A 19,409-nucleotide genomic window follows, 5' to 3' on the forward strand; every position below is an offset into this window, starting at 1 on the left:
TGCCCGCCCGACGCCCCTGGGCGGCCGGGCGGTCCGGGGGGGTTACCCACCCCCGGGGTCGACCCGCGGGGGGGGGGGCGCCGCCCGGTCCCCCGGCGCCCCGGCCCGGAGCCCCGCCACCGACGGCCCACCGCCGGGACCCGCCACGGCGGGCCGTGGTGCCTCAGCTCTCCGAGGAGGGCGGTGTGTCCCGGTACGGCGCCCGCGGCTGCGGGACGCCGTGCTGCTCCCTGGCGTCGAGCCGTGGCGCCGCCGTGGCGGACGCGTCCGGCGTGGGGTGCCAGACGCCGGTCAGCTCGACCCAGCTGTCGGTGGCCGGAGTCGGCCCCTCGGCCTGCACCAGGATCCGCAGCCGCCGGGCGTCCGCGGCGCAGCAGCTGGCGACCAGGCGGTTGAGGTACCACTCGCCGGGGGCGGTGCCGGGGGTCACGAACCCGGTCAGCCGGACCGGGCGGTCGGCCAGGCCCTGCCGGGGGTCGCGGCTGCGCGCGATGAACTCGGCCAGCGCCATCGGCGTCGGCACGTTCACCGCCGCCGCGGCGGGCTGAGGGTCGGGCAGCGCGACGTAGGCGGCGGCGTCGACGGCGGCGTCGGTGCCCTCGCGCGAGGCGGTGAACGAGCCGAGCGCCGGCGGCGTGAAGCAGAGCAGCAGCACGGCCGGCACGGTGAGCAGCCAGGCCACCCGCGGCCCGTGCTCGTGGCTGTGGCCGTGGACGTGCTCGTGCCCGGGGTCGTCCCCGCCCCCGGTGCCGTCCCGGCCGGTGTGGTCGTGGCCCGAGGCCGGCCGGTGCCACTGGGCGTTGCCCTCGGCGTCCCGGCGGAACTCCAGGACGGGCTCCCGGCGCCGCTCGGTCAGCCGCACCGCCGTCCCGGCGATGCCCAGCGCGAGCAGGATGACCCCGGTGGCGACCAGCGGGATCCGCAGTTCCTCCTTGACGTACTGGAGGAAGACGTCGCTGCCCACGGTGATCCGCAGCAGGGCGGTGCCGACCAGGGCCAGCAGGAGCGACGGCGCGAGCCCCCGGACGCGGGCGCGCAGCGTTCGGCTGGGGGCGTTCACCGCCGTCCTCCCCGGCCCGGGGCGGGGGAGGCGTGCAGCGGGTCGGGGCCGTGGGCGTGGGGGTGCGGGCGCCGGGCGGTGCGGCCCGGCGGGTCGATGGTGTGCACCTTCGGTACTCCTGTCGCATCTGGCCGACGCGTGGTCGGCGCGTTTCGCCGGGCCGGCGCGCTTCGCCGGCGCGGCCCGGGCGGGCGGTCCCGGTGGAGGATGCGGGTCCGGGCCCGGGGTCTGCGGTCTTCGGCCTGGGGCAGCGGTGAGCGGTTCGGCGTGCGTCGGTCCGTCGTCGGCCCCGGGTGCTCGGGCCCGCCGGAGCGGGCGCGGGCGCGGGCACGGGCGAGGGCGTCGGTGGGGTCAGAGCAGGACGGCCCCGGTCAGGACGCTGGCGACGACGGCGACCACGAAGGTCGCGGAGGAGAAGCGCACGGCGAAGGCCCGGCCGAAGGATCCCGACTGGAGGGCGATCAGTTTGAGGTCGACCATCGGGCCGACCACCATGAACGCCAGCCGGGCGGTGGGGGAGAAGCCGGTGAGCGAGGCGGCGACGAAGGCGTCCGCCTCCGAGCAGACGGCCAGGACGACGGCGAGCACGGCGAGCGCCGGGACGCCCAGCCAGGGCGAGTCCGAGAAGGTGCGGAGCACGGACGGCGGGACGAGCACGTTGAACGTGGCGGCTGCCGCCGCGCCGACCACGAGGAAGCCGCCGGCGTGCAGGAAGTCGTGCTGGAGGCCGCGCCGGAACTCGTCCAGCGGGTTGCGTCCGGCGCCGCGTTCGGCCGGTCCCTTGGGCAGGCGCAGCCAGTCGGGACGGCCGAAGGCGACCCAGAGCCAGCCCATGACGAGTGCGGTGCCGAGCGAGGCCGCCAGCCGGGCGAGCACCATCTCGGGGGCGTCGGGGAAGGCGATGGCGGTGGAGACCAGGACGACCGGGTTGATGGCGGGCGCGGAGAGCAGGAACGCCAGTGCCGCGGCCGGAGCCACCCCGCGCCGCATCAGGCTCCCGGCCACCGGCACGGACGCGCACTCGCAGCCGGGCAGCACGGCGCCCGCGACCCCGGCGACCGGGACGGCCAGCGCGGGGTTGCGCGGCAGCACCCGGGTGAAGACCCGGGCCGGTACGAAGGCGCCGATCGCCGCCGAGACGACCGTGCCGAGCACCAGGAACGGCAGCCCCTGCACCACGATCGCCACCAGCAGGGTCCGCCAGGCGCGCACGCCGCCGGAGTCCCACGTCCAGGCCAGCACCGGGGCGGTGACCGCCGCGACGACCAGCGCTCCGGTCAGCAGGCCGGAGCCCCGGCGCGGGGGCGAGGTCGCCGCCTGCGGTACCGGGGTCTTCCGGACGCTGCCGAGACTCGTCTCCACCACGGTGACCGCCCCTCAGCCCGCTCGCCGCGGGGTGCGCGGCAAGTCCTGTCTGCTCACCGTCATGTGGCGAGCCCGGAGGCAGAGTAGCGTTGATAATCACTTTCATCTAGGTCTTCACCCGGGGGCCCCGCTCCGGTAGTGTCCCGTTCGCGGAGGGGCTCCTCCAGGAAGCCGGCGGGGCGTCAACCTGCTGTGCCCGGTTGCCGGTTGGGCCGTCGGGACGACGGCTGTCCTGCGGGTGCGCCGGTCAGCCGGCCCGGCGGGCGGCCACGGTGTTCAGCAGCGCGGCGCCCCGCTCGGCGTCGTCCACGCTGACCGCGAACTCGACTCCCCGGTGCGGGCGGACCACCAGGCACTCGCCGCGCCGCAGCATCACCGTCGTGCCCAGGCCGCTCAGCCGGTAGCCCCAGCCGCCCACCTGGGCCGGGGTGCGCCGTTCCATCCGGGCGGCCGCGACGTCGGCCGGCGACCAGTGCCGGGCCGGCCAGCCGAACGGGCCGAACGTCACGTCCAGACCCCGCTCGGTCACCCGGGCCTGCACCGAGGAGCAGCCGGCCGCCGCGACCGCGACGACCGCGCACGGGGCGAAGAGCGCCCACGCCGGGCCACCCAGCCCGCCGAGCGCGGCCAGCGCGGACCCGGCCGCGCCGAGCCCGGAGGCGGCGGCGAGCAGTCCGAGCCAAGGATTGACCGTCCGGGAGAGCCAGACCGCCCGCTGTCCCTCGGGGAGGTCCAGCCGCGGGCCGTCGGCGGCCGTCGCCGGCCGTGGTCCCCGGCCGCGCCGGTGGGCGAGCCAGGGGCCGAGCAGGCCCGCCGCGACCGCCGTCGCCAGGACCGCCGCCACTTCCGGGCCCAGGGGGCGTGCGTGCTGCCAGTCCGGGCGGTCCAGGTTGGCGTGGACGATCGCGGCCTGTGCGCCGACGAGCAGCACGCCCCCGAAGCCCAGCCCGGCGCCCACCCAGGTCCGCGCGGGCGCTCCGGCCCACCGCCGGGCGACGGCCGCCGCGGCGAGCGCGACCGCCCAGCACGCCGCCGGGAAGGCCGCGGACGCGGTCAGGGACATCGAGCCGTCGGCCGTCCGGCCGTCCCAGTGCGTGGCCAGGGGGTCCGGGAGGCGGCCGTGCGCCGCCCACGGGAGGGCGAGCAGCAGCACCGCCACGGTGGCGGCCCAGAGCGCCGTGGCGGCCCGGGAGGCCCACTTCGCCGTGTCCGTGCTGCCCGTCCCGTCGGTTCCGGCCCCGGCTCCCTGCCTGTCGCCGTTCACGCCGTCGTTCACTTCAGCCCCCTGATCATCTCGACGAGCTCCTCCCTGCTGTAGCCGGCGTTCGCCGCGTCCGCGACCAACCGCCGTGCCGAGTCCAGCAGTTCGGAGCGCCGGTCGGCGCCCCGGGCGACCGTGATCCCGCGACCGCGGCGGAACTCCAGCACGCCCTCGTCCCGCAGCACCCGCAGGGCGCGCAGCACGGTGTTGGCGTTGACCTCCAGGGCCCGCGCCAACTCCCGTGCGGGCGGAAGGCGTTCCCCGGGGGTGCACTCGCCCTCGGCGACGGCGCGGCGGATTGCTCCGGCGACCTGTTCGTGCAGCGGGCGGGAGTCCGCGGTGTCCGGCTTCAGCAGCATGGTGCTAGCGACAGTAGCACCATCGTGGAACAGGGCGGTGGGGCCCCGGGCCCCACCGGACGGGTCCCCGCCCCGCCGCGGAGGGCCCCCGGATCGGCTCGCGGGCGGCCCGCGGTCCGCCCGCGGACGGACCACGACGGGGCGGGGACCGGCCCGGAAGTCGCCGACGGGCGGCTGCCGACGTACGTTCGAAGTGTCCGCACGGGGAAGGCACCGGCGCATGCACGCACTGCGCATCCGGCTCCTCGGCGGCTTCCGGGTCCACGTGGGCCATCGGGAGATCGCCGACGGCGGATGGCGCCTGCGGAAGTCCCGGAACCTGGTCGAGCTGCTCGCGCTCGCCCCGGGCCACCGGCTCCACGGCGAGCAGGTGCTCGGCCGCCTCTGGCCGGACCAGGCCCCCGGGGCCGGCGCCGACCAGCTCCGCAGGGCCGTGCAGGAGGCCCGCCGCGTCCTCGGCCCCGACCGGGCCGGTGCCCGCGCCCACCTCGACTCCGGTGGCGGACTGCTCACCCTGCGCGGCGCCCCGCTGCGGGTGGACGTCGAGGAGTTCGAACAGGCCGCCCTGCACGCCCGCCGCGCCCGCGACCCGAACGCGTACGAGCGGGCGGTCGCCCGGTACGGCGGCGACCTGTTGCCCGAGGACCGCTACGAGGAGTGGGCGGCCGATCGCGAACAGGCCCTGCACGCCGAGTACCTGGCCCTGCTGGTCGAGCTCGGCGCCCTGCGCGAGGCGCACGCCGACCTGGACGGCGCCGCCGCCGCGCTGCGCCGGGCGGTGGCCGCGGACCCGCTGCACGAGGAGGCCTCGCTCGCGCTGATGCGGGTCCACACGCTGGCCGGCCGGCGGCACGAGGCACTGCACGCGTACGACCGGCTGGCCGCCGCGCTGGAACGCGCCTCCGACGGCACCGAGCGGCCCGGCCCGGCCGCCCAGCGGCTGCGCGAGCAGGTGCGCACCGGCGGACAGGTCCGGGCCGAACTCTCCGGCGAACTCTGGGAGAACGTCGGGGACCTGCGGATGCGCTCCGGGGACACCGCCGGTGCCACCGTCGCGTACGGGTCGGCGCTGGAGCCGGCCGTGGTCGACCTGCCCGCCTCCCCGGGGGTGCTCACCCCGCCGTCCGGCCGGGACGGCCTGCGCACCGCAAGGCTGCACCGCAAGGCCGCCGTCGCGCTGCTGGCCGGCGGCGGCGACCCGTCCGCCGCCGAACCGCACCTGGGCTCCGCCGAGCGGGCCCTCGCGGCGGCCGGCGGCGACCCGGCGGAGGCCGGCCGGCTGCTGCGGGCGCGGGCCGACCGGCTCCGCGGCGCCGGCCGCCTCGACGAGGCGCGGCAGGCGGCCGAGGCGGGGCTGGCCCTCGCCGAGAAGCACGGCGACGACGAGGACCTGGCCGCCGCCGGGGAGGCGCTCGCCGCCGTCCACCACGCCGGGGGCACCTGGCGGGAGGGCCTGCACCGGGAGATCGAGCGGCTCGGCGCCGCCGCCGACGAGGACGGCAGGCCGGCCCGCTCCCTCGACATCCACTCCTGCCTCGCCCAGTACCAGCTGTACGGGGACGGCCCGAGCCGAAGCGTCGAGGAGTACGCCCGGCAGACCCTGGACCTCGCGCGCGCCCGGCGCGCCCGCCGGGCGGAGGCCTTCGCCTGGTGCCTGCTCGGCGAGTCGCTGCTGCTGCGCGGCCGCTGGGACGAGGCGCCGGGCTGCCTGGAACGCAGCGCCCACCTGTACGAGGAACTGGGCGGCCGCTCCGGCGCGCTGCCCCGGCAGCGGCTCGCCGAGTACGCGGCGGCGCGCGGCGACAGTGCGGACGCCGCCACCCACCTCCGGCTGGGGACGGCCGCCGCCGAGTCCGCCCCGTCCGCCGCGGCCCGGCACGCCGTCGGGCGGCTGTACGCGACGGCCGCGCTGGACGCGGTGGAACGCGGCGAGCCCGGCGAGGCCGTCCGCGCGGCACACGCCGCCGCCGCGTCGGCGGCCCTGCGCGGCGAGTGCCCGACCTGCACGGCGCTGCTCTACCCGGTGGCGGCCGAAGCGTTCGCGGCGCTCGGCGACCCGGCGGGAGCGGCCGAGCACGCGGCCGCCGCCCGGCGGGTGGCGGCCCGGTCCGCCGGCTCGGCGTGGCGGGCGATGGCCGAGTCGGCGCTCGGCTCGCTGGCCGCCGCGCGCGGCGACCCGCGGGGCGCCCGGGCCCGCCATCTGGCGGCGGCCGCGCTGTACGAGCGGGCCCGGCAGCCGTACTGGGCGGCCCGGGCCAAGGCCCGGGCGGTGGTCGCCCGGCCGGGCGCGGCGGAGCCGGACCGGGTGCTGCGGGCCGAGGCGGCGGCGGTCTTCGAGGCGCTCGGCGCCCACCGGGCGCTGGCCCGACTCCGGGAGGGCGCGCCGGGCGTGGCGGGCAGGCAGGGCGTGGCGGGTGCGCCCGGGGTCGGGGCGGGCGGTGGGACGCGATGAGCGGGAGCCGGACGCGGTGGCGCCCCGACACGGTCACCGAGCGGCCCTACAACGCACAGACACCGCCGGCCGCGCTGGCCGAACCACTCACCCCCACCGGCGCGTTCTTCGTCCGTGACCACTTCGGCGTGCCCCGGCTCACCCCCGAACGCTGGCGGCTGCGGATCCACGGCCTGGTGGAGCGAGAACTCTCGCTCACCTATGCAGAGTTGGAGCTGCTCCCGGTGCGCGAACTGGACGTGGTGGTGGAGTGCGCGGGCAACGGCCGCAGCCTGATGCGGCCCCGGCCGCCCGGGCTCCCCTGGGACCAGGGGGCGGTGGGCTGCGCCCGGTTCGCCGGCGTGCCGCTCGCGGTGCTGGCGGACCGCGCCGGAGTGCGCCCGGAAGCCGTCGAACTCGTCTTCACCGGAGCCGACTTCGGCGAACTGCACGGCCGCCGCACCGCCTTCGAGCGGAGCCTCCCGGTCGACCTCGCCCGGCACCCGGACACCCTGCTCGCCACCCGCATGAACGGCACCCTGCTCAGCCCCGGCCACGGTGCGCCCGTCCGCCTCGTGGTCCCCGGCCGGTACGGGGTGGCGGACGTCAAGTGGCTGGTCGGCGTGCGGGCGGTGGCCGAACCGTTCCACGGGCCGTTCCAGGCCGAGGAGTACCTCTACCGGGGCTCGCGCGGCATGCCGGACGGCACGCCCGAGGGGCCCGTGGGTGAGATCCGGGTCAGGTCGCTGATCACCGCCCCCTCGCCGGGCGCCCGGCTGCCGGCCGGCGGCGCCTGCGTGGTGCGCGGGCGGGCCTGGTCGGGCGGCGTGCCGGTCTGCCAGGTCGAGGTGCGGATCGGCGGCGCCGACTGGCGGCAGGCCGTGCTGGTACCCGCGGGCGGGCGGTACGCGTGGGCCGAGTGGTGGTACCAGTGGACCCCGCGGGTGCCCGGCCGGCGCGTCCTCCAGACCCGGGCCACTGACGCCGACGGGCACACCCAGCCGATGCGGGCGCCCTGGAACGAGCAGGGGTACGGCTGCAACCCGGTCACGGGGGTGGCGGTGGAGGTCGTCGCGGCCCCGGACGGCGAGCGGCCGGCGGAACGGGACGGGGACCGGCCCGACGGAAGCGGCGGCGGAAACGGTGACGGAAGCGACCGGAGCGGCGACGGCGTCGTCGGGGGCCGGGCAGGGCGGCGAGGAGCGCGGCGATGAACCCAACGACGAAGGCAACGACGAAAGCAACGACGAAAGCAGCGACGGACGCGACGGCGAACGCGGCTCCGAGCGGGAACACCGTCGAACCGGTCACCACCGAGGCCCTCGGCGACACCAGCTACCTGCTGACGTCCGGCGACGAGGCGGCGCTGGTCGACCCGCAGCGGGACTGCTGGCCGCTGCTCGCCTCCTGCGCGGCGCGCGGCCTGCGGCTGCGGTACGTCCTGGAGACCCACGTGCACAACGACTACCTCTCCGGGGCCCTGGAGGTGCGCGCCGCGACCGGCGCCACCGTCGCCGGACCGGCCCGCGCCCGGTACGGCTTCGACCACCTCCCGCTCGCCGAGGGCGACGAGATCACGGTCGGCGGCCTACGCGTCCAGGCGCTGGAGACGCCCGGCCACACCGCCGAGCACACCGCCTACCTGGTGCTCGACGACGGCCCGGACGGCGGCCGTCCGATGGCGGTGTTCACCGGCGGCAGCCTGCTGGTCGGCAGCGCCGGCCGCACCGACCTGTCCGGGCCCGACCGGACCGCCGAACTGGCCCGGGCCCAGTACCGGTCGATCCGCAGGCTCTCCCGACTGCCCGGGGACACCCGGGTGTTGCCCACGCACGGGGCCGGAAGCTCCTGCGCGATCGGCGCGCCCCCGCCCGGTTCCGCCCCGGCCCGCGGTCCGTCCGGGCCCGGTGCGTCCGCGTCCGGCACGACCGTGTCCGGTGCGACCGCCTCGGGCACCGCCAGGACCAGCACCGTCGGCGACCAGCGGCGGGCCAATCCGGCGCTGCTCGTCGACGACGAGGGTGCGTTCGTGGCCGCCCGGCTGCGCGGACTGCCCCCGCCGCCCGCCTACTACCGGCGGATGGGCCCGCTCAACCGGTCCGGCCCGCCCGTCCTCGGCGGCCCGCCGCCGCTGCTGCCGCTCACCGCCGAGGAGGTCCAACAGGCGCGCTGGCGTGGCGCGTCGGTGGTCGACGCGCGCGACCGCCGGGCGTACGCCGACGCCCATCTCCCCGGATCGCTCGGCGTCGAGCTGGACGGCTCCTTCGCGGCCCTGATCGGCGAGGTGGTCCCGTTCGGCACCCCGTTGGTGCTGGTGCTGCCCGAACCGGCCGCCGACGCCGCCCGGGAGGCCGTCGTCCAGCTGCTGCGGATCGGCTACGACGCGCGCCTGGTCGGCCAGTTGACCGGAGGGGTGGAACGCTGGCACGCCACCGGCCGGCAACTCGCCGCGCTGCGGACGGCCGACGTCTCCGAGGTGCCCGGCGCCCGCGCGGCCGTCCCGGGCCGACCGGTGCAGGTCCTCGACGTCCGCGCGCTCCCGGACCCGCCGGTGCCCGGCGCCCTCGCCGTCCCGCTCACCGAACTCCCCGACCGGATAACCGGGTTGCCGCCGGACCGGGAGTACTGGACGGTCTGCGGGCGGGGCCGGCGGGCGACGGTCGCGGCCGGTCTGCTGGCGGCGGCGGGTCTGCCGGTCACCGCGGTGGTCAGCGGAGGTGCGGCGGACCTGGTGCGTTGGGCGTGAGCTGCGGGCCGGCCCCGCCCGGCGGGGGCTGCGGGCAGGCCCGGCGGCCTAGGCTGACGGCGTGAGCCAGAGCCAGAGCCAGAGCCGGAATCGTGTGAGCCCGGGTCATGCAGCCGACGCCGTGGTGCCCGCCGACCTGAACCTGCTGCGGACCTTCCTGGCGGTCCACCGGTCCGGTTCGTTCACCGCCGCCGCCCGGCTGGTCGGGCTCTCCCAGCCGACGGTGACCTCGCAGATCCGCGCGCTCGAGCGCCAGACCGGACGCGAGCTGTTCGAACGGCAGCCGCGCGGCGTCACCCCCACCCCCGCCGCCGACGAACTCGCCGCCCGCATCGCCGATCCGCTCGACGCGCTCGCGGCCGTCACCGGCGCCGGGACCGGGCCGCCGTCCGCCGCCGAGCCCGTCCACCTGGGAGGCCCGGCCGAACTGCTCTGCACCCTGGTGCTGCCCGCCCTCGCCCCGCTGATCGCCGAGGGCGTCCGGCTGCGGGTGACGCCCGGCCTCACGGAGCCGCTGCTGGACGAGCTGCGGGCCGGCCGGCACGACCTGGTGATCGCCACCGACCGCCCGCGCGGCCGTGCGCTGACCGCCGTACCGCTGGGCGACGAGGAGTTCGTCCTCGTCGCGGCACCGGTGTGGGCGGACCGCCTGGCCGGCCGGCTCGCCGTCGAGGGGCCCTCCGCCCTGCACGGGGTGCCGCTCGTCGCCTACGCCGAGGACCTGCCCATCGTGCGCCGGTACTGGCGCCACGTCTTCGGCCGCCGTCTCAGCTGTCGCCCGGCGCTCACCGTGCCCGACCTGCGCGGTGTCATCGCCGCCGTCACGGCGGGCGCGGGCTTCGCCGTCGTGCCGCGCTACCTGGGCGCGTCCGGGCTGGCGTCCGGGGCACTGGTTCTGCTCGACGAGCCGGTCGACCCGCCGATCAACACCGCCTACCTCGTGCAGCGCCCGGGCGTGGTGGGCCCGGCGGTGGCCCTGGTCCGGGAGCGGCTGCTGGCCTCGGCGCGGGAGTGGTGAGCGGTCCGGCGGGCCGTCCCCGGTCGGGCCCCCGGGGGCGGCGGGCGCCGCAGACCCGGACGGCGGCCCTCCGCGGGGGTGGAGGACCGCCGCCGGATCAGGAGCGGGCGGAGCGCCGGGCCGAGGAGGTCAGCAGCGCGACGCCCAGCAGGACCAGTGCCGCCGCGGCGACCAGCAGCGGGGAGGGCCCCGCCGGCTGACCCGCGCGCCGGACGGTTCCCATGAAGTCCAGCGCGGCGACCTGGTTCACCACCAGGTACCAGAGCGGCAGGTAGAGCGCCTGGAACAACCGGTGGGTCCGGGAGAGCGCACCCAGCGCGAGGGCCAGCGAAGGGACGAACAGGGCGCCCGCGGCCCAGGCCGCCGTCCCGTCGGCGTCGCCGGCCGCGACGAGGCGGACCAGCACCCCCGCGCCGACCAGGGCGGTGAGCACCACGCCCGAGGCCCACTCGGCCACCAGCCTCGACCGGGCGGCCGGGTAGGCGCCGAGCAGGACCTCAAGCCCGTACTCGGCCGCCCGGCTGCCCAGCCGGGACCAGAGCAGCACCGGCCAGACCCAGGCGGCCGGGAGCAGCACGCCGACGCCCACCTCGGGCGGGACCGCGAGCCCGACGAGGCCGAGGACGGCGGCGCCCAGCCACCACCAGCGCGAGGTGTCGCCGAACAGGATCCGGACCTCTCCGGCGAGCAGGCGCCCGAACCCGGCGCCGAACCCGCTGCCGAATCCGTCGGCCGTCGTCCCCGTCCCGACAGGCGGCCGCAGGGCCGGTGCCGGGACGGGGGCGCCGACCGGTGCGGCCGGCGCGGTCGGTCCGGCCGGGACCGCCCCCGTGCCGAGGGGCACCCGACCGCCGCGGTCCGCGCCCCGGCCCGCGCCCCGCGCCGGGTCGAACCGGTGGAACCAGAGCGCGGGCAGCACCGCGACCCCGACCGCGAGCACGACCAGCAGCAGCCGCTGCGTCAGGAACCCGACCCCGAAGGCCGCGCCGTCCCAGGGGAACGGCTCCAGCGGCGCGTCCACCCTCGTCAGGCCGAGGCTGAACTCCTCGCCGCCGAGCTCGACCCCCCGCGCCGCCAGACCGTCGCTCAGCGACGCCGCGGCCGGGCCGAGACCGAGCCCGCCGAACGGCGCGCCGGGAGACTCTCCGGCGATCAGCAGGGCCGGTGCGAGGACGAACCAGGCCACGTTCCCGAGGCCGGTCCGCAACAGTGGCACGGTCTCGAAGAGGACGGCCACGGCCGCCGTCATCGCCAGCAGGGGCAGCGTCAGCACCAGGAACGGCGTCAGCAGGGCGAGCGGGTCGACGGCCCGGTCCTCGCCCCGGACGAGCTGCAGGGCGGGCGTGGTGAGCGCGAGGACGCCGAGCATCGAGCCGAGGACGAGGAGGTTGCCGAGGAACTTCGCCAGCAGCAGGTCGGCGGTCCGCAGCGGGGTGGCCGCGAGGAGCAGGCCGACGCCGGTCTCCTCGTCGCGGCCCAGGCCCTTGCGGACCACGTAGAACCCGCCGAGGGTGAGCCAGAGCGCCCCGGCGAGTGCGGTCGCCGTGCCGACGTACGCGCTGTTGTACTCGCCCCGGTGGCTGCCCAGGGCGAGGATCGCCCAGTGCCCGTCGGCGGGCGGGACGGCGAGCAGGCCGAGGCCGACGGCGGCGAGCAGGGTCACCGCGTAGGCGGGGCGCCGGACCCGGTCCCGGAAGTCGCCGAGAGCCAGCCGGGCGAGCCGGCCCGGCGTACCGGACCCGACCGGGCCGTCTCTTCCCGGCCGCCGGTCCTGCCCGCCGCCCCTGCGGAGCCCGAGGCCCGGGCCGTCTCCGCCGCCGAGCCCGGAGCGTCCGGAGCGTCCGCCGCGTCCGCCGTGCCCCGTCACCGCCGCACCTCCGGCCCGTGCGGCCCGGCCACCGGACCGGACGACGGGTCCGGGAACGCTCCCGCGCCCCGGCCCGGAGCGCCGGCGGCGCCCGTCGGGCGGACCAGCGCCAGGTACGCGTCCTCCAGGTCCGGCGCGACCGGCACGGCGTCGGCGGACGGCGCGCCGTCCGCGAGCAGCCGCAGCCGGACCCGGCCGTCGGCGGTGCGCACCATCCGGCTGACCACGTACCGCTCCTGGACGGCGGTCACCGCCGCGGGGTCGACCATCACCTCCCAGACCCGGCCGGCCTGGTCGCCCAGCAACTCCTCGGGGGTGCCCCGGCGCAGCAGCCGGCCGCCCGCGACGACCGCGATGTCCCCGGCCACCGACTCGATGTCGGAGACGATGTGGGTGGAGAGCAGCACGACACGGTCGGTGGCGAGCGTGCTCAGCAGGTTGCGGAAGCGGACCCGTTCCTCCGGGTCGAGCCCGGCGGTGGGTTCGTCGACGACGACGACCTGCGGGTCGCCGAGCAGCGCCTGGGCGATGCCGACGCGCCGCAGCATGCCGCCGGAGTACGCGCCGAGCGGCCGTCGGACCGCCCCGGTCAGGTTGACCAGGGCGAGGAGCTCGTCGATCCGGGCCCGGGCGGCGCGGGCCCGGAGGCCCTTGGCGGCGGCCAGGTAGGCCAGGAACGCGGGTGCGGTGAGGTTCGGGTGGACGCCGAAATCCTGCGGCAGGAAGCCCAGTTGGCGGCGGAGCAGGTCGGGTTCGGCGAGGACGTCGGCGCCCCGGTAGAGCACCTGGCCGGCGGTGGGCCGGGTGACGGTGGCGACGATCCGCATCAGCGAGGACTTGCCCGCCCCGTTCGGGCCGAGCAGGCCGAGCAGGCCCGGGCGGAGCCGGAGGGTGAGGCCGTCGACGGCGCGTTGGCCGCCCCGGTAGACCTTGGTGACGTCGATCAGGTCGAGTGCTGGTTCGTGTGCGAGATGGGGCATGGGCTCCGCTCTCCCGGCCGGTCGGAGGGTGGGGAAGGTGACGTGGTCGAGCCTTCCGGACCGGCGGGCCGCTGCCATCTGCCGTTCGGCAGAGATCCGCACGCGGAACGCGGCGAACCGGCCCGGCAGCCGGCCTCCGGCCCGGTCGGCCGTCCCGGCCTGCGCGGCGAGCCTTGACACGTGGTTCGGGTACTGAGTCAATGGCCGTGCCCGGCGGCAACCGAATGATCGGTCGGCCCGCCCGCGGGTCGCCTCCCCCTGCGGCGAGGCGGCGGGGCGGCGGGGCGGCAGGACGGCAAGGCGGCAAGGCGGCAAGGCGGCAAGGCGGCGGGCGTCACGGTGCGGAGGAGACCTGATGAGCAGCAGTGGGACCGGTCCGGCCGCCTCGCGGACGCGCCTGGGGGAGCCGCTCCCGGACGCGCTGCTGGACGCCGGGGAGCGGATGACCGCCGACGAACTGAAGGCGCACCAGCTCAAGCACCTGCGGGCCACGCTGCACCACGCCTACGACAACGTCGAGCTCTACCGCCGCAGGTTCGACGCCGCCGGTGTGGCGCCCGCTGACTGCCGGACCCTCGCCGACCTCGCCCGGTTCCCCTTCACGACCAAGGCGGACCTGCGCGACACCTACCCGTTCGGCATGTTCGCCGTCCCGAGGGAGCGGGTGCGCCGGATCCACGCCTCCAGCGGCACCACCGGCCGCCCGACCGTGGTCGGCTACACCGAGCACGACCTCGACGTCTGGGCCGACGTCGTGGCGCGCTCGATCCGTGCGGCGGGCGGGCGCCCCGGTCAGACGGTGCACATCGCCTACGGCTACGGGCTGTTCACCGGTGGGCTGGGTGCGCACGCCGGTGCCGAACGGGCCGGCTGCACGGTGATCCCCGCCTCGGGCGGCATGACGGCGCGTCAGGTGCAGCTGATCCAGGACCTCGGGCCCGAGATCATCATGGTCACCCCGTCCTACCTGCTCACCCTCCTCGACGAGTTCGATCGCCAGGGGGTCGACCCGCGGGCCACCTCGCTGCGGGTCGGCATCTTCGGCGCCGAGCCGTGGACGGAGGAGATGCGGGCGGAGATCGAGCGGCGGACGGGCCTCCACGCCGTCGACATATACGGCCTCTCCGAGGTGATGGGTCCGGGCGTCGCCCAGGAGTGCGTGGAGACCAAGGACGGCCTGCACATCTGGGAGGACCACTTCTACCCCGAGGTGGTGGACCCGTTCACGGACCGAGTGCTGCCGGACGGTGAGGGCGGCGAGCTGGTCCTCACCTCGCTCACCAAGGAGGCGCTGCCGGTGATCCGCTACCGCACCCGCGACCTCACCCGGCTGCTGCCCGGCACCGCCCGGCCCGCGTTCCGCCGGATGGCCAAGGTCACCGGGCGCTGCGACGACATGATCATCCTGCGCGGGGTCAACGTGTTCCCGACCCAGATCGAGGAGATCGTCCTGCGGACCCCGGCCGTCGCGCCGCACTTCCAGCTCCGGCTGACCCGCCGGGGCCGCCTGGACCACATGACCGTCCGGGTGGAGGCGCGGCCCGGTGCCGGGCCCGGACAGCGGGAGGCGGCGGTGGCGGCGATCGCGCGCGACGTGAAGGACGGGGTCGGGGTGAGCGTGGACGTCGAGGTCGTGGATCCGTACAGCCTGGAGCGGTCGGTCGGCAAGATCCGCCGGGTCGCCGACCTCCGGGGGGAGTGAGGGGGTGGGCCGCGCGCCCCGTGGCCGGCGGCCGTGCGGGAGCGGCGTGCGGCGCGCGGTGCGGCGTGCGGCGCGGCGCGGATCAGTGGCCTCGCGGCGGGTGAGGGCGGGCCGCGCGCCCTTTACGATGAGGCCATGAGCGGGAGCCTCCAGGTATCAGGTGCGCACGTGTCGCAGGCGTCCGGCACGGACGAGCGGCTCGACGTGGCCGCGGGTGTCCTGGCGCTGCTCGCGGACCGGACCCGGCTCGCCCTGATGCAGCGGCTGAGCGAGGGCGAGGCGGACGTGACGACACTGACCGAGTTCTGCGGCGCGGCGCGGCCGTCGGTGAGTCAGCACCTGAGCAAGCTGCGGCTGGCCGGCCTCGTGGCCACCCGCAAGGACGGTCGGCGGGTGGTGTACACGCTGCGGCACGGCCACCTGCGGCGGCTGGTGCACGAGGCGCTGAACGTTGCCGACCACCAGATCAGCGGACTGCCGCCGCACGACTAGAGCCGCCGGCGGATCGGCCGGAGTGGTCGGTGGAACGGCCCGTGGAACGGCCGGTGGAACGGCCCGACGGCCGGGTGCCGGGCTTTCGGTGGCCTCCTCCCCTCCAACGGGTGCACACGTATGCACATGTTGTCCTATCCTGAAGGAGACGTCCCTGGTTCGCGCCGTACCCGTCTGCGCGCCGAGTCGATCGGGGTTCCCATGCTCTCCGTGCTCCGCAACCGCACCTACCGACACCTCCTCACCGCCCAGGTGGTCGCCCTCGCCGGGACCGGCCTGGCCACGGTGGCGCTCGGCCTGCTGGCCTACGACCTGGCCGGTGCCTCGGCCGGTGCCGTGCTCGGGACGGCCCTGGCGATCAAGATGGCGGCGTACGTGGGGATCGCCCCGGTCGTCGCCGTGCTCGCCCACCGGATCCCCCGCCGGCGGCTGCTGGTCGCGGCCGACCTGGCCCGCGCGGCGGTGGCACTCGCACTGCCCTTCGTCACCGGCGTCTGGCAGGTCTACCTGCTGATCTTCGTCCTCCAGGCGGCCTCCGCGACGTTCACGCCGGCGTTCCAGTCGGTGATCCCCGAGGTGCTGCCCGACGAGCGCGACTACACCCGCGCGCTCTCCCTCTCCCGGCTCGCCTACGACACGGAGAGCCTGGTCAGCCCGGCCCTGGCCGCCGGCCTGCTCGCCCTGGTCGGCTACCGCTGGCTGTTCTGGGGGACGGTGATCGGGTTCCTCGCCTCGGCGGTCCTGGTGGTCTCGGTGGTCCTGCCGGTCGCGGCGGCGCGCGGGGCGGTGGGCGGCGCGCGCGGCTCGCGGGCGCCGTCCGTCGCGGCCCGGTCGCTGGAAGGACTGCGCCTCTTCCTCTCCGTCCCGCGCCTGCGGGCCCTGCTCGCCCTGGACCTCGCGGTCGCCGCCGGCGGCGCCATGGTGATCGTCAACACCGTCGTCTACGTCCGCGACCAGCTGGGCCGCCCCGCCGGGGACGTGCCGATCGCGCTCGGCGCGTACGGGGGCGGGTCGATGGCGGTCGCGCTGCTGCTGCCCCGGGTCCTGGACCGGGTGGCCGACCGCAGTGTCATGGTCCCGGCCGCCTTCGGCATCGCGGGGCTGCTCGCCGCCCTGGCCGTCCTCACCTCGACGGGCGGCGGGGGGTGGCGCTGGCCCGCGCTGCTCGCCGTCTGGGCGGGCCTCGGTGCGGCGGGCTCGCTGATCCTCACCCCCGGCGGGCGGCTGCTGCGGGCCGCGGTGCCGGCGGCGGAGCTGCCCGCCGCGTTCGCTGCCCAGTTCTCGCTGTCGCACGGCTGCTGGCTGCTCGCCTACCCCCTGGCGGGCTGGCTCGGCGCCACCGCGGGCCTCCCCGCCGCCGTCCTCGCCCTCGCGGCCCTGGCCCTGGCCGCTGCCTTTCTGGCGGTCCGTGCCTGGCGCCCGGCCCGGGACTCCCGGCCCGCCACGGCCACCGGCCCGGCCCCGGTCGCGGCGGCTCGCCCCGGCGTGAGCGCCGGTCCGGCCCGGGCCGTCCGGCCGGTCCACCGCCACCGGCCCGCGTCCGGCGCGTCGCTCCCGCGTTGAGCGTCTTGCGGTGGGGGCCCGGCCGCGCTACCCGTCTCCTTCCTCGCCCCCTGGCGTGCGGAACGTCTTGACCGGCGGGCCCCGTCGCGCCGGGCGTCCCGTCCGTGCGCCTTCGCCACGGGCCCTTGCCCGAGGTGAAACCGGATCGTGCGACGATGGGTGCAGCAATGTTGGTAAATGTTCGATATTGTTTGGCCATGTTGTTGAAGGGGAGTTCCATGCAAGGGAGCAGGACATGGCCGGAACGGTGACCGGGGAGACCGACCTGGCCGGCTCGACCACCAGGACCGTCGCCACGCTGGCCGACGGCCGCGAACTGATCTACTTCGACCGCGGGGCGGCCCCCGCCGGCCGGGACGCGGTCGACCGGCGGCCGCTCGAAGCCGCCGCGCCGTCCTCGGAAGTGCGGCTCGACCCGCTGACCGGCGCCTGGGTGACCGTCGCCGCGCACCGCCAGGTCCGCACCTACCACCCGCCCGCCGACCAGTGCCCGCTCTGCCCCTCGCGCGACGGGCGGCTCAGCGAGATCCCGGCCTCGGACTACCAGGTCGCGGTCTTCGAGAACCGGTTCCCCTCGCTGGCCGGACACCCCGACACGCACCCCGTCCGACCCAGTCTCGGCGACCCGCTGCACGCCACCCGCCCCGGGGCCGGCCGCTGCGAGGTGGTCTGCTTCACCGCCGACCACGACGCCTCCTTCGCCGACCTCGACGAGGACCGCGCCCGGCTGGTGCTCGACGCCTGGACCGACCGCACCGCCGAACTCTCCGCCCTGGGGGGCGTCCAGCAGGTCTACTGCTTCGAGAACCGGGGCGCCGAGATCGGCGTCACCCTCGCCCACCCGCACGGCCAGATCTACGCGCTGCCGTTCACCACGCCGCGCACCGCCCACATGATCGACCGGGCCGCCCGGCACCGCGCCGCCACCGGGCGCAACCTCTTCGAGGACCTCGTCGCCGCCGAACGCGCCGACGGGGAGCGGGTCGTGCTCGCCGGCGAGCACTGGACGGCCTTCGTCCCCTTCGCGCCCCGCTGGCCCTACGAGGTCCACCTCCACCCGCACCGCAGGGTCCCCGACCTCACCCGGCTGGACGAAGCCGAACGCGAAGAACTCCCCGGTATCTACCTGGAGTTGCTGCGCCGCTTCGACCGCCTCTTCGGCGACGGCGAACGCCGCGTCCCGGCCCCATACATCTCCGCCTGGCACCAGGCCCCGGTCGTCGGCGGCGACGAACTCGGCCTGCACCTCGAACTGTTCACCGTCCGGCGGACCGCCGACAAGCTCAAGTACCTGGCCGGCACCGAGTCCGGCATGGAAGCCTTCATGAACGACGTCGCCCCCGAGGACGCCGCCCGGCGTCTGCGGGAGGTCGCGTCCACCACCGGTGGAGAGCAGCGATGACCACGACCACCCTCTTCGCCGAGCTGTTCGGCCACGCCCCCGACGGCGCCTGGGCGGCGCCCGGCCGGGTCAACCTGATCGGTGAACACACCGACTACAACGACGGGTTCGTCCTGCCGATCGCCCTGCCGCAGGCCGTCCGCGTGCAGGCCCGCCGCCGCCCCGACACCCTGCTGCGCCTGCACTCCTCCCGGACCCCGGGCGAGATCGTCGAGCTGGACGTGGCCGCGCTGGAGCCCGGCGGAGTGGCGGGCTGGGCCGCGTACCCCGCCGCGGTCGTGTGGACCCTGCGGGAGGCCGGTCACCCCGTCGGCGGCGCCGACCTGCTGATCGACAGCGACGTGCCCGCCGGCGCGGGCCTCTCGTCCTCCGCGGCGCTCGAATGCGCGGTCGCCCTCACCTACAACGACCTGTACGGGCTCGGCCTGGACGCGCGCCGGCTCGCGCTGCTCTCCCAGCGGGCGGAGAACGCGTTCGTCGGCGTGCCCTGCGGGATCATGGACCAGATGGCCTCGATGGCCTGTCGCGCCGGGGCCGCACTCCACCTGGACGCCCGCGACCTCTCCGTCCGGCACGTCCCGCTCGACCTCGCGGGTGCGGGCCTGGCCCTGCTCGTCATCGACACGCGGGTGCAGCACGACCTCGCCGACGGCGCCTACGCCGCGCTGCGGGCGGGCTGCGAGCGGGCGGCCGTCCTGCTCGGGGTGGCGGCGCTGCGCGACCTCTCGGGTTTCGACCTTCCGCTCGCACTGCAACAACTCCCGGACGATCTGCGCCCGTTGGTCCGCCACGTAGTGACCGAGAACGAGCGGGTCGAGCACGCCGTCGCGGAGTTGGAGCGGCACGGCCCGGCCGCCCTCGGCCCGATCCTCACCGCCGGACACGCCTCCCTGCGGGACGACTACCGGGTGTCCTGCGCCGAGACCGACCTCGCCGCCGCCACGGCCGTCGCCGCCGGGGCCCTCGGGGCCCGGATGACCGGCGGGGGCTTCGGCGGCTCGGTGATCGCCCTGGTGGAGACGGGAGTGGCGGAGGCGGTGGCCAAGGAGGTCGTCGCGGCGTTCGCGGCCGCCGGCCATGCCGAGCCGCACCTCTACACGGTGATCCCCTCGGAGGGGGCCCGCCGGTTGGCGTGAGGCCCGGCCCGGCCGACGGCCCTTCGG

Annotated in this window: 15 protein-coding genes; 9 read left to right on the plus strand and 6 right to left on the minus strand. The window is 77.0% G+C overall.

Translation table 11 applies throughout. The features are described 5' to 3' along the window. Positions 1–163: 163 nt before the first annotated feature. From ACFWOG_RS29990 to ACFWOG_RS30005, 4 genes are all read right to left on the minus strand, one after another. On the minus strand, positions 164–1,060 hold the full coding sequence (locus tag ACFWOG_RS29990) for a TIGR03943 family putative permease subunit (protein ID WP_380362017.1): 897 nt from the start codon (positions 1,058–1,060) through the stop codon (positions 164–166). A 351-nt stretch (positions 1,061–1,411) separates the two neighbouring features. Next, a complete protein-coding gene (locus ACFWOG_RS29995) occupies positions 1,412–2,422 on the minus strand; it encodes a permease (RefSeq protein WP_380362040.1) in 1,011 nt (336 codons plus the stop codon). A gap of 250 nt (positions 2,423–2,672) precedes the next feature. After that, the gene (locus ACFWOG_RS30000) at positions 2,673–3,701 is read right to left on the minus strand and encodes a DUF1648 domain-containing protein (protein ID WP_380362019.1); all 1,029 of its coding nucleotides are present in this window, start codon (positions 3,699–3,701) and stop codon (positions 2,673–2,675) included. Continuing rightward, a complete protein-coding gene (locus tag ACFWOG_RS30005) occupies positions 3,698–4,045 on the minus strand; it encodes a GntR family transcriptional regulator (protein WP_380362021.1) in 348 nt (115 codons plus the stop codon). The genes ACFWOG_RS30000 and ACFWOG_RS30005 overlap by 4 nt, the downstream gene beginning before the upstream one ends. 220 nt (positions 4,046–4,265) lie before the next feature. Between ACFWOG_RS30005 and ACFWOG_RS30010 the strand changes: the two genes are divergently transcribed. From ACFWOG_RS30010 to ACFWOG_RS30025, 4 genes are all read left to right on the plus strand, one after another. Further along, positions 4,266–6,497: a BTAD domain-containing putative transcriptional regulator gene (locus ACFWOG_RS30010; RefSeq protein ID WP_380362023.1), complete on the plus strand. Its 2,232-nt coding sequence runs from the start codon at positions 4,266–4,268 to the stop codon at positions 6,495–6,497. Beyond that, positions 6,494–7,690: a sulfite oxidase gene (locus ACFWOG_RS30015; protein ID WP_380362025.1), complete on the plus strand. Its 1,197-nt coding sequence runs from the start codon at positions 6,494–6,496 to the stop codon at positions 7,688–7,690. The genes ACFWOG_RS30010 and ACFWOG_RS30015 overlap by 4 nt, the downstream gene beginning before the upstream one ends. Then, a complete protein-coding gene (locus ACFWOG_RS30020) occupies positions 7,687–9,222 on the plus strand; it encodes a rhodanese-like domain-containing protein (RefSeq protein ID WP_380362027.1) in 1,536 nt (511 codons plus the stop codon). Before ACFWOG_RS30015 ends, ACFWOG_RS30020 begins: the two co-directional genes overlap by 4 nt. 94 nt (positions 9,223–9,316) lie before the next feature. Then, on the plus strand, positions 9,317–10,240 hold the full coding sequence (locus tag ACFWOG_RS30025; RefSeq protein WP_380362042.1) for a LysR family transcriptional regulator: 924 nt from the start codon (positions 9,317–9,319) through the stop codon (positions 10,238–10,240). Positions 10,241–10,337: 97 nt separating this feature from the next. Here ACFWOG_RS30025 and ACFWOG_RS30030 read toward each other — a convergent pair whose 3' ends face one another. Then, positions 10,338–11,951, minus strand: a complete 1,614-nt coding sequence (locus ACFWOG_RS30030; protein ID WP_380362045.1) for a hypothetical protein — start codon at positions 11,949–11,951, stop codon at positions 10,338–10,340. A gap of 152 nt (positions 11,952–12,103) precedes the next feature. Next, a complete protein-coding gene (locus ACFWOG_RS30035) occupies positions 12,104–13,087 on the minus strand; it encodes an ATP-binding cassette domain-containing protein (protein WP_380362029.1) in 984 nt (327 codons plus the stop codon). A 355-nt stretch (positions 13,088–13,442) separates the two neighbouring features. Between ACFWOG_RS30035 and paaK the strand changes: the two genes are divergently transcribed. The 5 genes from paaK (at position 13,443) to galK (ending at position 19,382) form a co-directional block, all read left to right on the plus strand. Beyond that, on the plus strand, positions 13,443–14,789 hold the full coding sequence (gene paaK / locus ACFWOG_RS30040) for a phenylacetate--CoA ligase PaaK (protein WP_380362032.1): 1,347 nt from the start codon (positions 13,443–13,445) through the stop codon (positions 14,787–14,789). Positions 14,790–14,924: 135 nt separating this feature from the next. Continuing rightward, the gene (locus ACFWOG_RS30045; RefSeq protein ID WP_329876794.1) at positions 14,925–15,281 is read left to right on the plus strand and encodes a metalloregulator ArsR/SmtB family transcription factor; all 357 of its coding nucleotides are present in this window, start codon (positions 14,925–14,927) and stop codon (positions 15,279–15,281) included. 201 nt (positions 15,282–15,482) lie between these two features. Beyond that, positions 15,483–16,844 carry an MFS transporter gene (locus ACFWOG_RS30050; RefSeq protein WP_380362035.1) on the plus strand — a complete coding sequence of 454 codons (1,362 nt, stop codon included), beginning with the start codon at positions 15,483–15,485 and terminating at the stop codon, positions 16,842–16,844. 235 nt (positions 16,845–17,079) lie between these two features. Next, complete coding sequence (galT, locus tag ACFWOG_RS30055) at positions 17,080–18,246, plus strand: galactose-1-phosphate uridylyltransferase (RefSeq protein WP_329947484.1); 1,167 nt, start codon at positions 17,080–17,082, stop codon at positions 18,244–18,246. Next, on the plus strand, positions 18,243–19,382 hold the full coding sequence (gene galK / locus ACFWOG_RS30060) for a galactokinase (RefSeq protein ID WP_380362038.1): 1,140 nt from the start codon (positions 18,243–18,245) through the stop codon (positions 19,380–19,382). The genes galT and galK overlap by 4 nt, the downstream gene beginning before the upstream one ends. Positions 19,383–19,409: the final 27 nt, after the last annotated feature.

This window comes from Kitasatospora sp. NPDC058406 (genome assembly GCF_042722765.1).
Lineage (GTDB): Bacteria > Actinomycetota > Actinomycetes > Streptomycetales > Streptomycetaceae > Kitasatospora.

Coding starts and splice junctions, on each gene's coding strand:
- ACFWOG_RS30005 (WP_380362021.1), bottom strand. CDS start 4,045: ATGCTGCTGAAGCCGGACACCGCGGACTCCCGCCCGCTGCACGAACAG.
- ACFWOG_RS30010 (WP_380362023.1), top strand. CDS start 4,266: ATGCACGCACTGCGCATCCGGCTCCTCGGCGGCTTCCGGGTCCACGTG.
- ACFWOG_RS30015 (WP_380362025.1), top strand. CDS start 6,494: ATGAGCGGGAGCCGGACGCGGTGGCGCCCCGACACGGTCACCGAGCGG.
- ACFWOG_RS30020 (WP_380362027.1), top strand. CDS start 7,687: ATGAACCCAACGACGAAGGCAACGACGAAAGCAACGACGAAAGCAGCG.
- ACFWOG_RS30035 (WP_380362029.1), bottom strand. CDS start 13,087: ATGCCCCATCTCGCACACGAACCAGCACTCGACCTGATCGACGTCACC.
- paaK (WP_380362032.1), top strand. CDS start 13,443: ATGAGCAGCAGTGGGACCGGTCCGGCCGCCTCGCGGACGCGCCTGGGG.
- ACFWOG_RS30045 (WP_329876794.1), top strand. CDS start 14,925: ATGAGCGGGAGCCTCCAGGTATCAGGTGCGCACGTGTCGCAGGCGTCC.
- ACFWOG_RS30050 (WP_380362035.1), top strand. CDS start 15,483: ATGCTCTCCGTGCTCCGCAACCGCACCTACCGACACCTCCTCACCGCC.
- galT (WP_329947484.1), top strand. CDS start 17,080: ATGGCCGGAACGGTGACCGGGGAGACCGACCTGGCCGGCTCGACCACC.
- galK (WP_380362038.1), top strand. CDS start 18,243: ATGACCACGACCACCCTCTTCGCCGAGCTGTTCGGCCACGCCCCCGAC.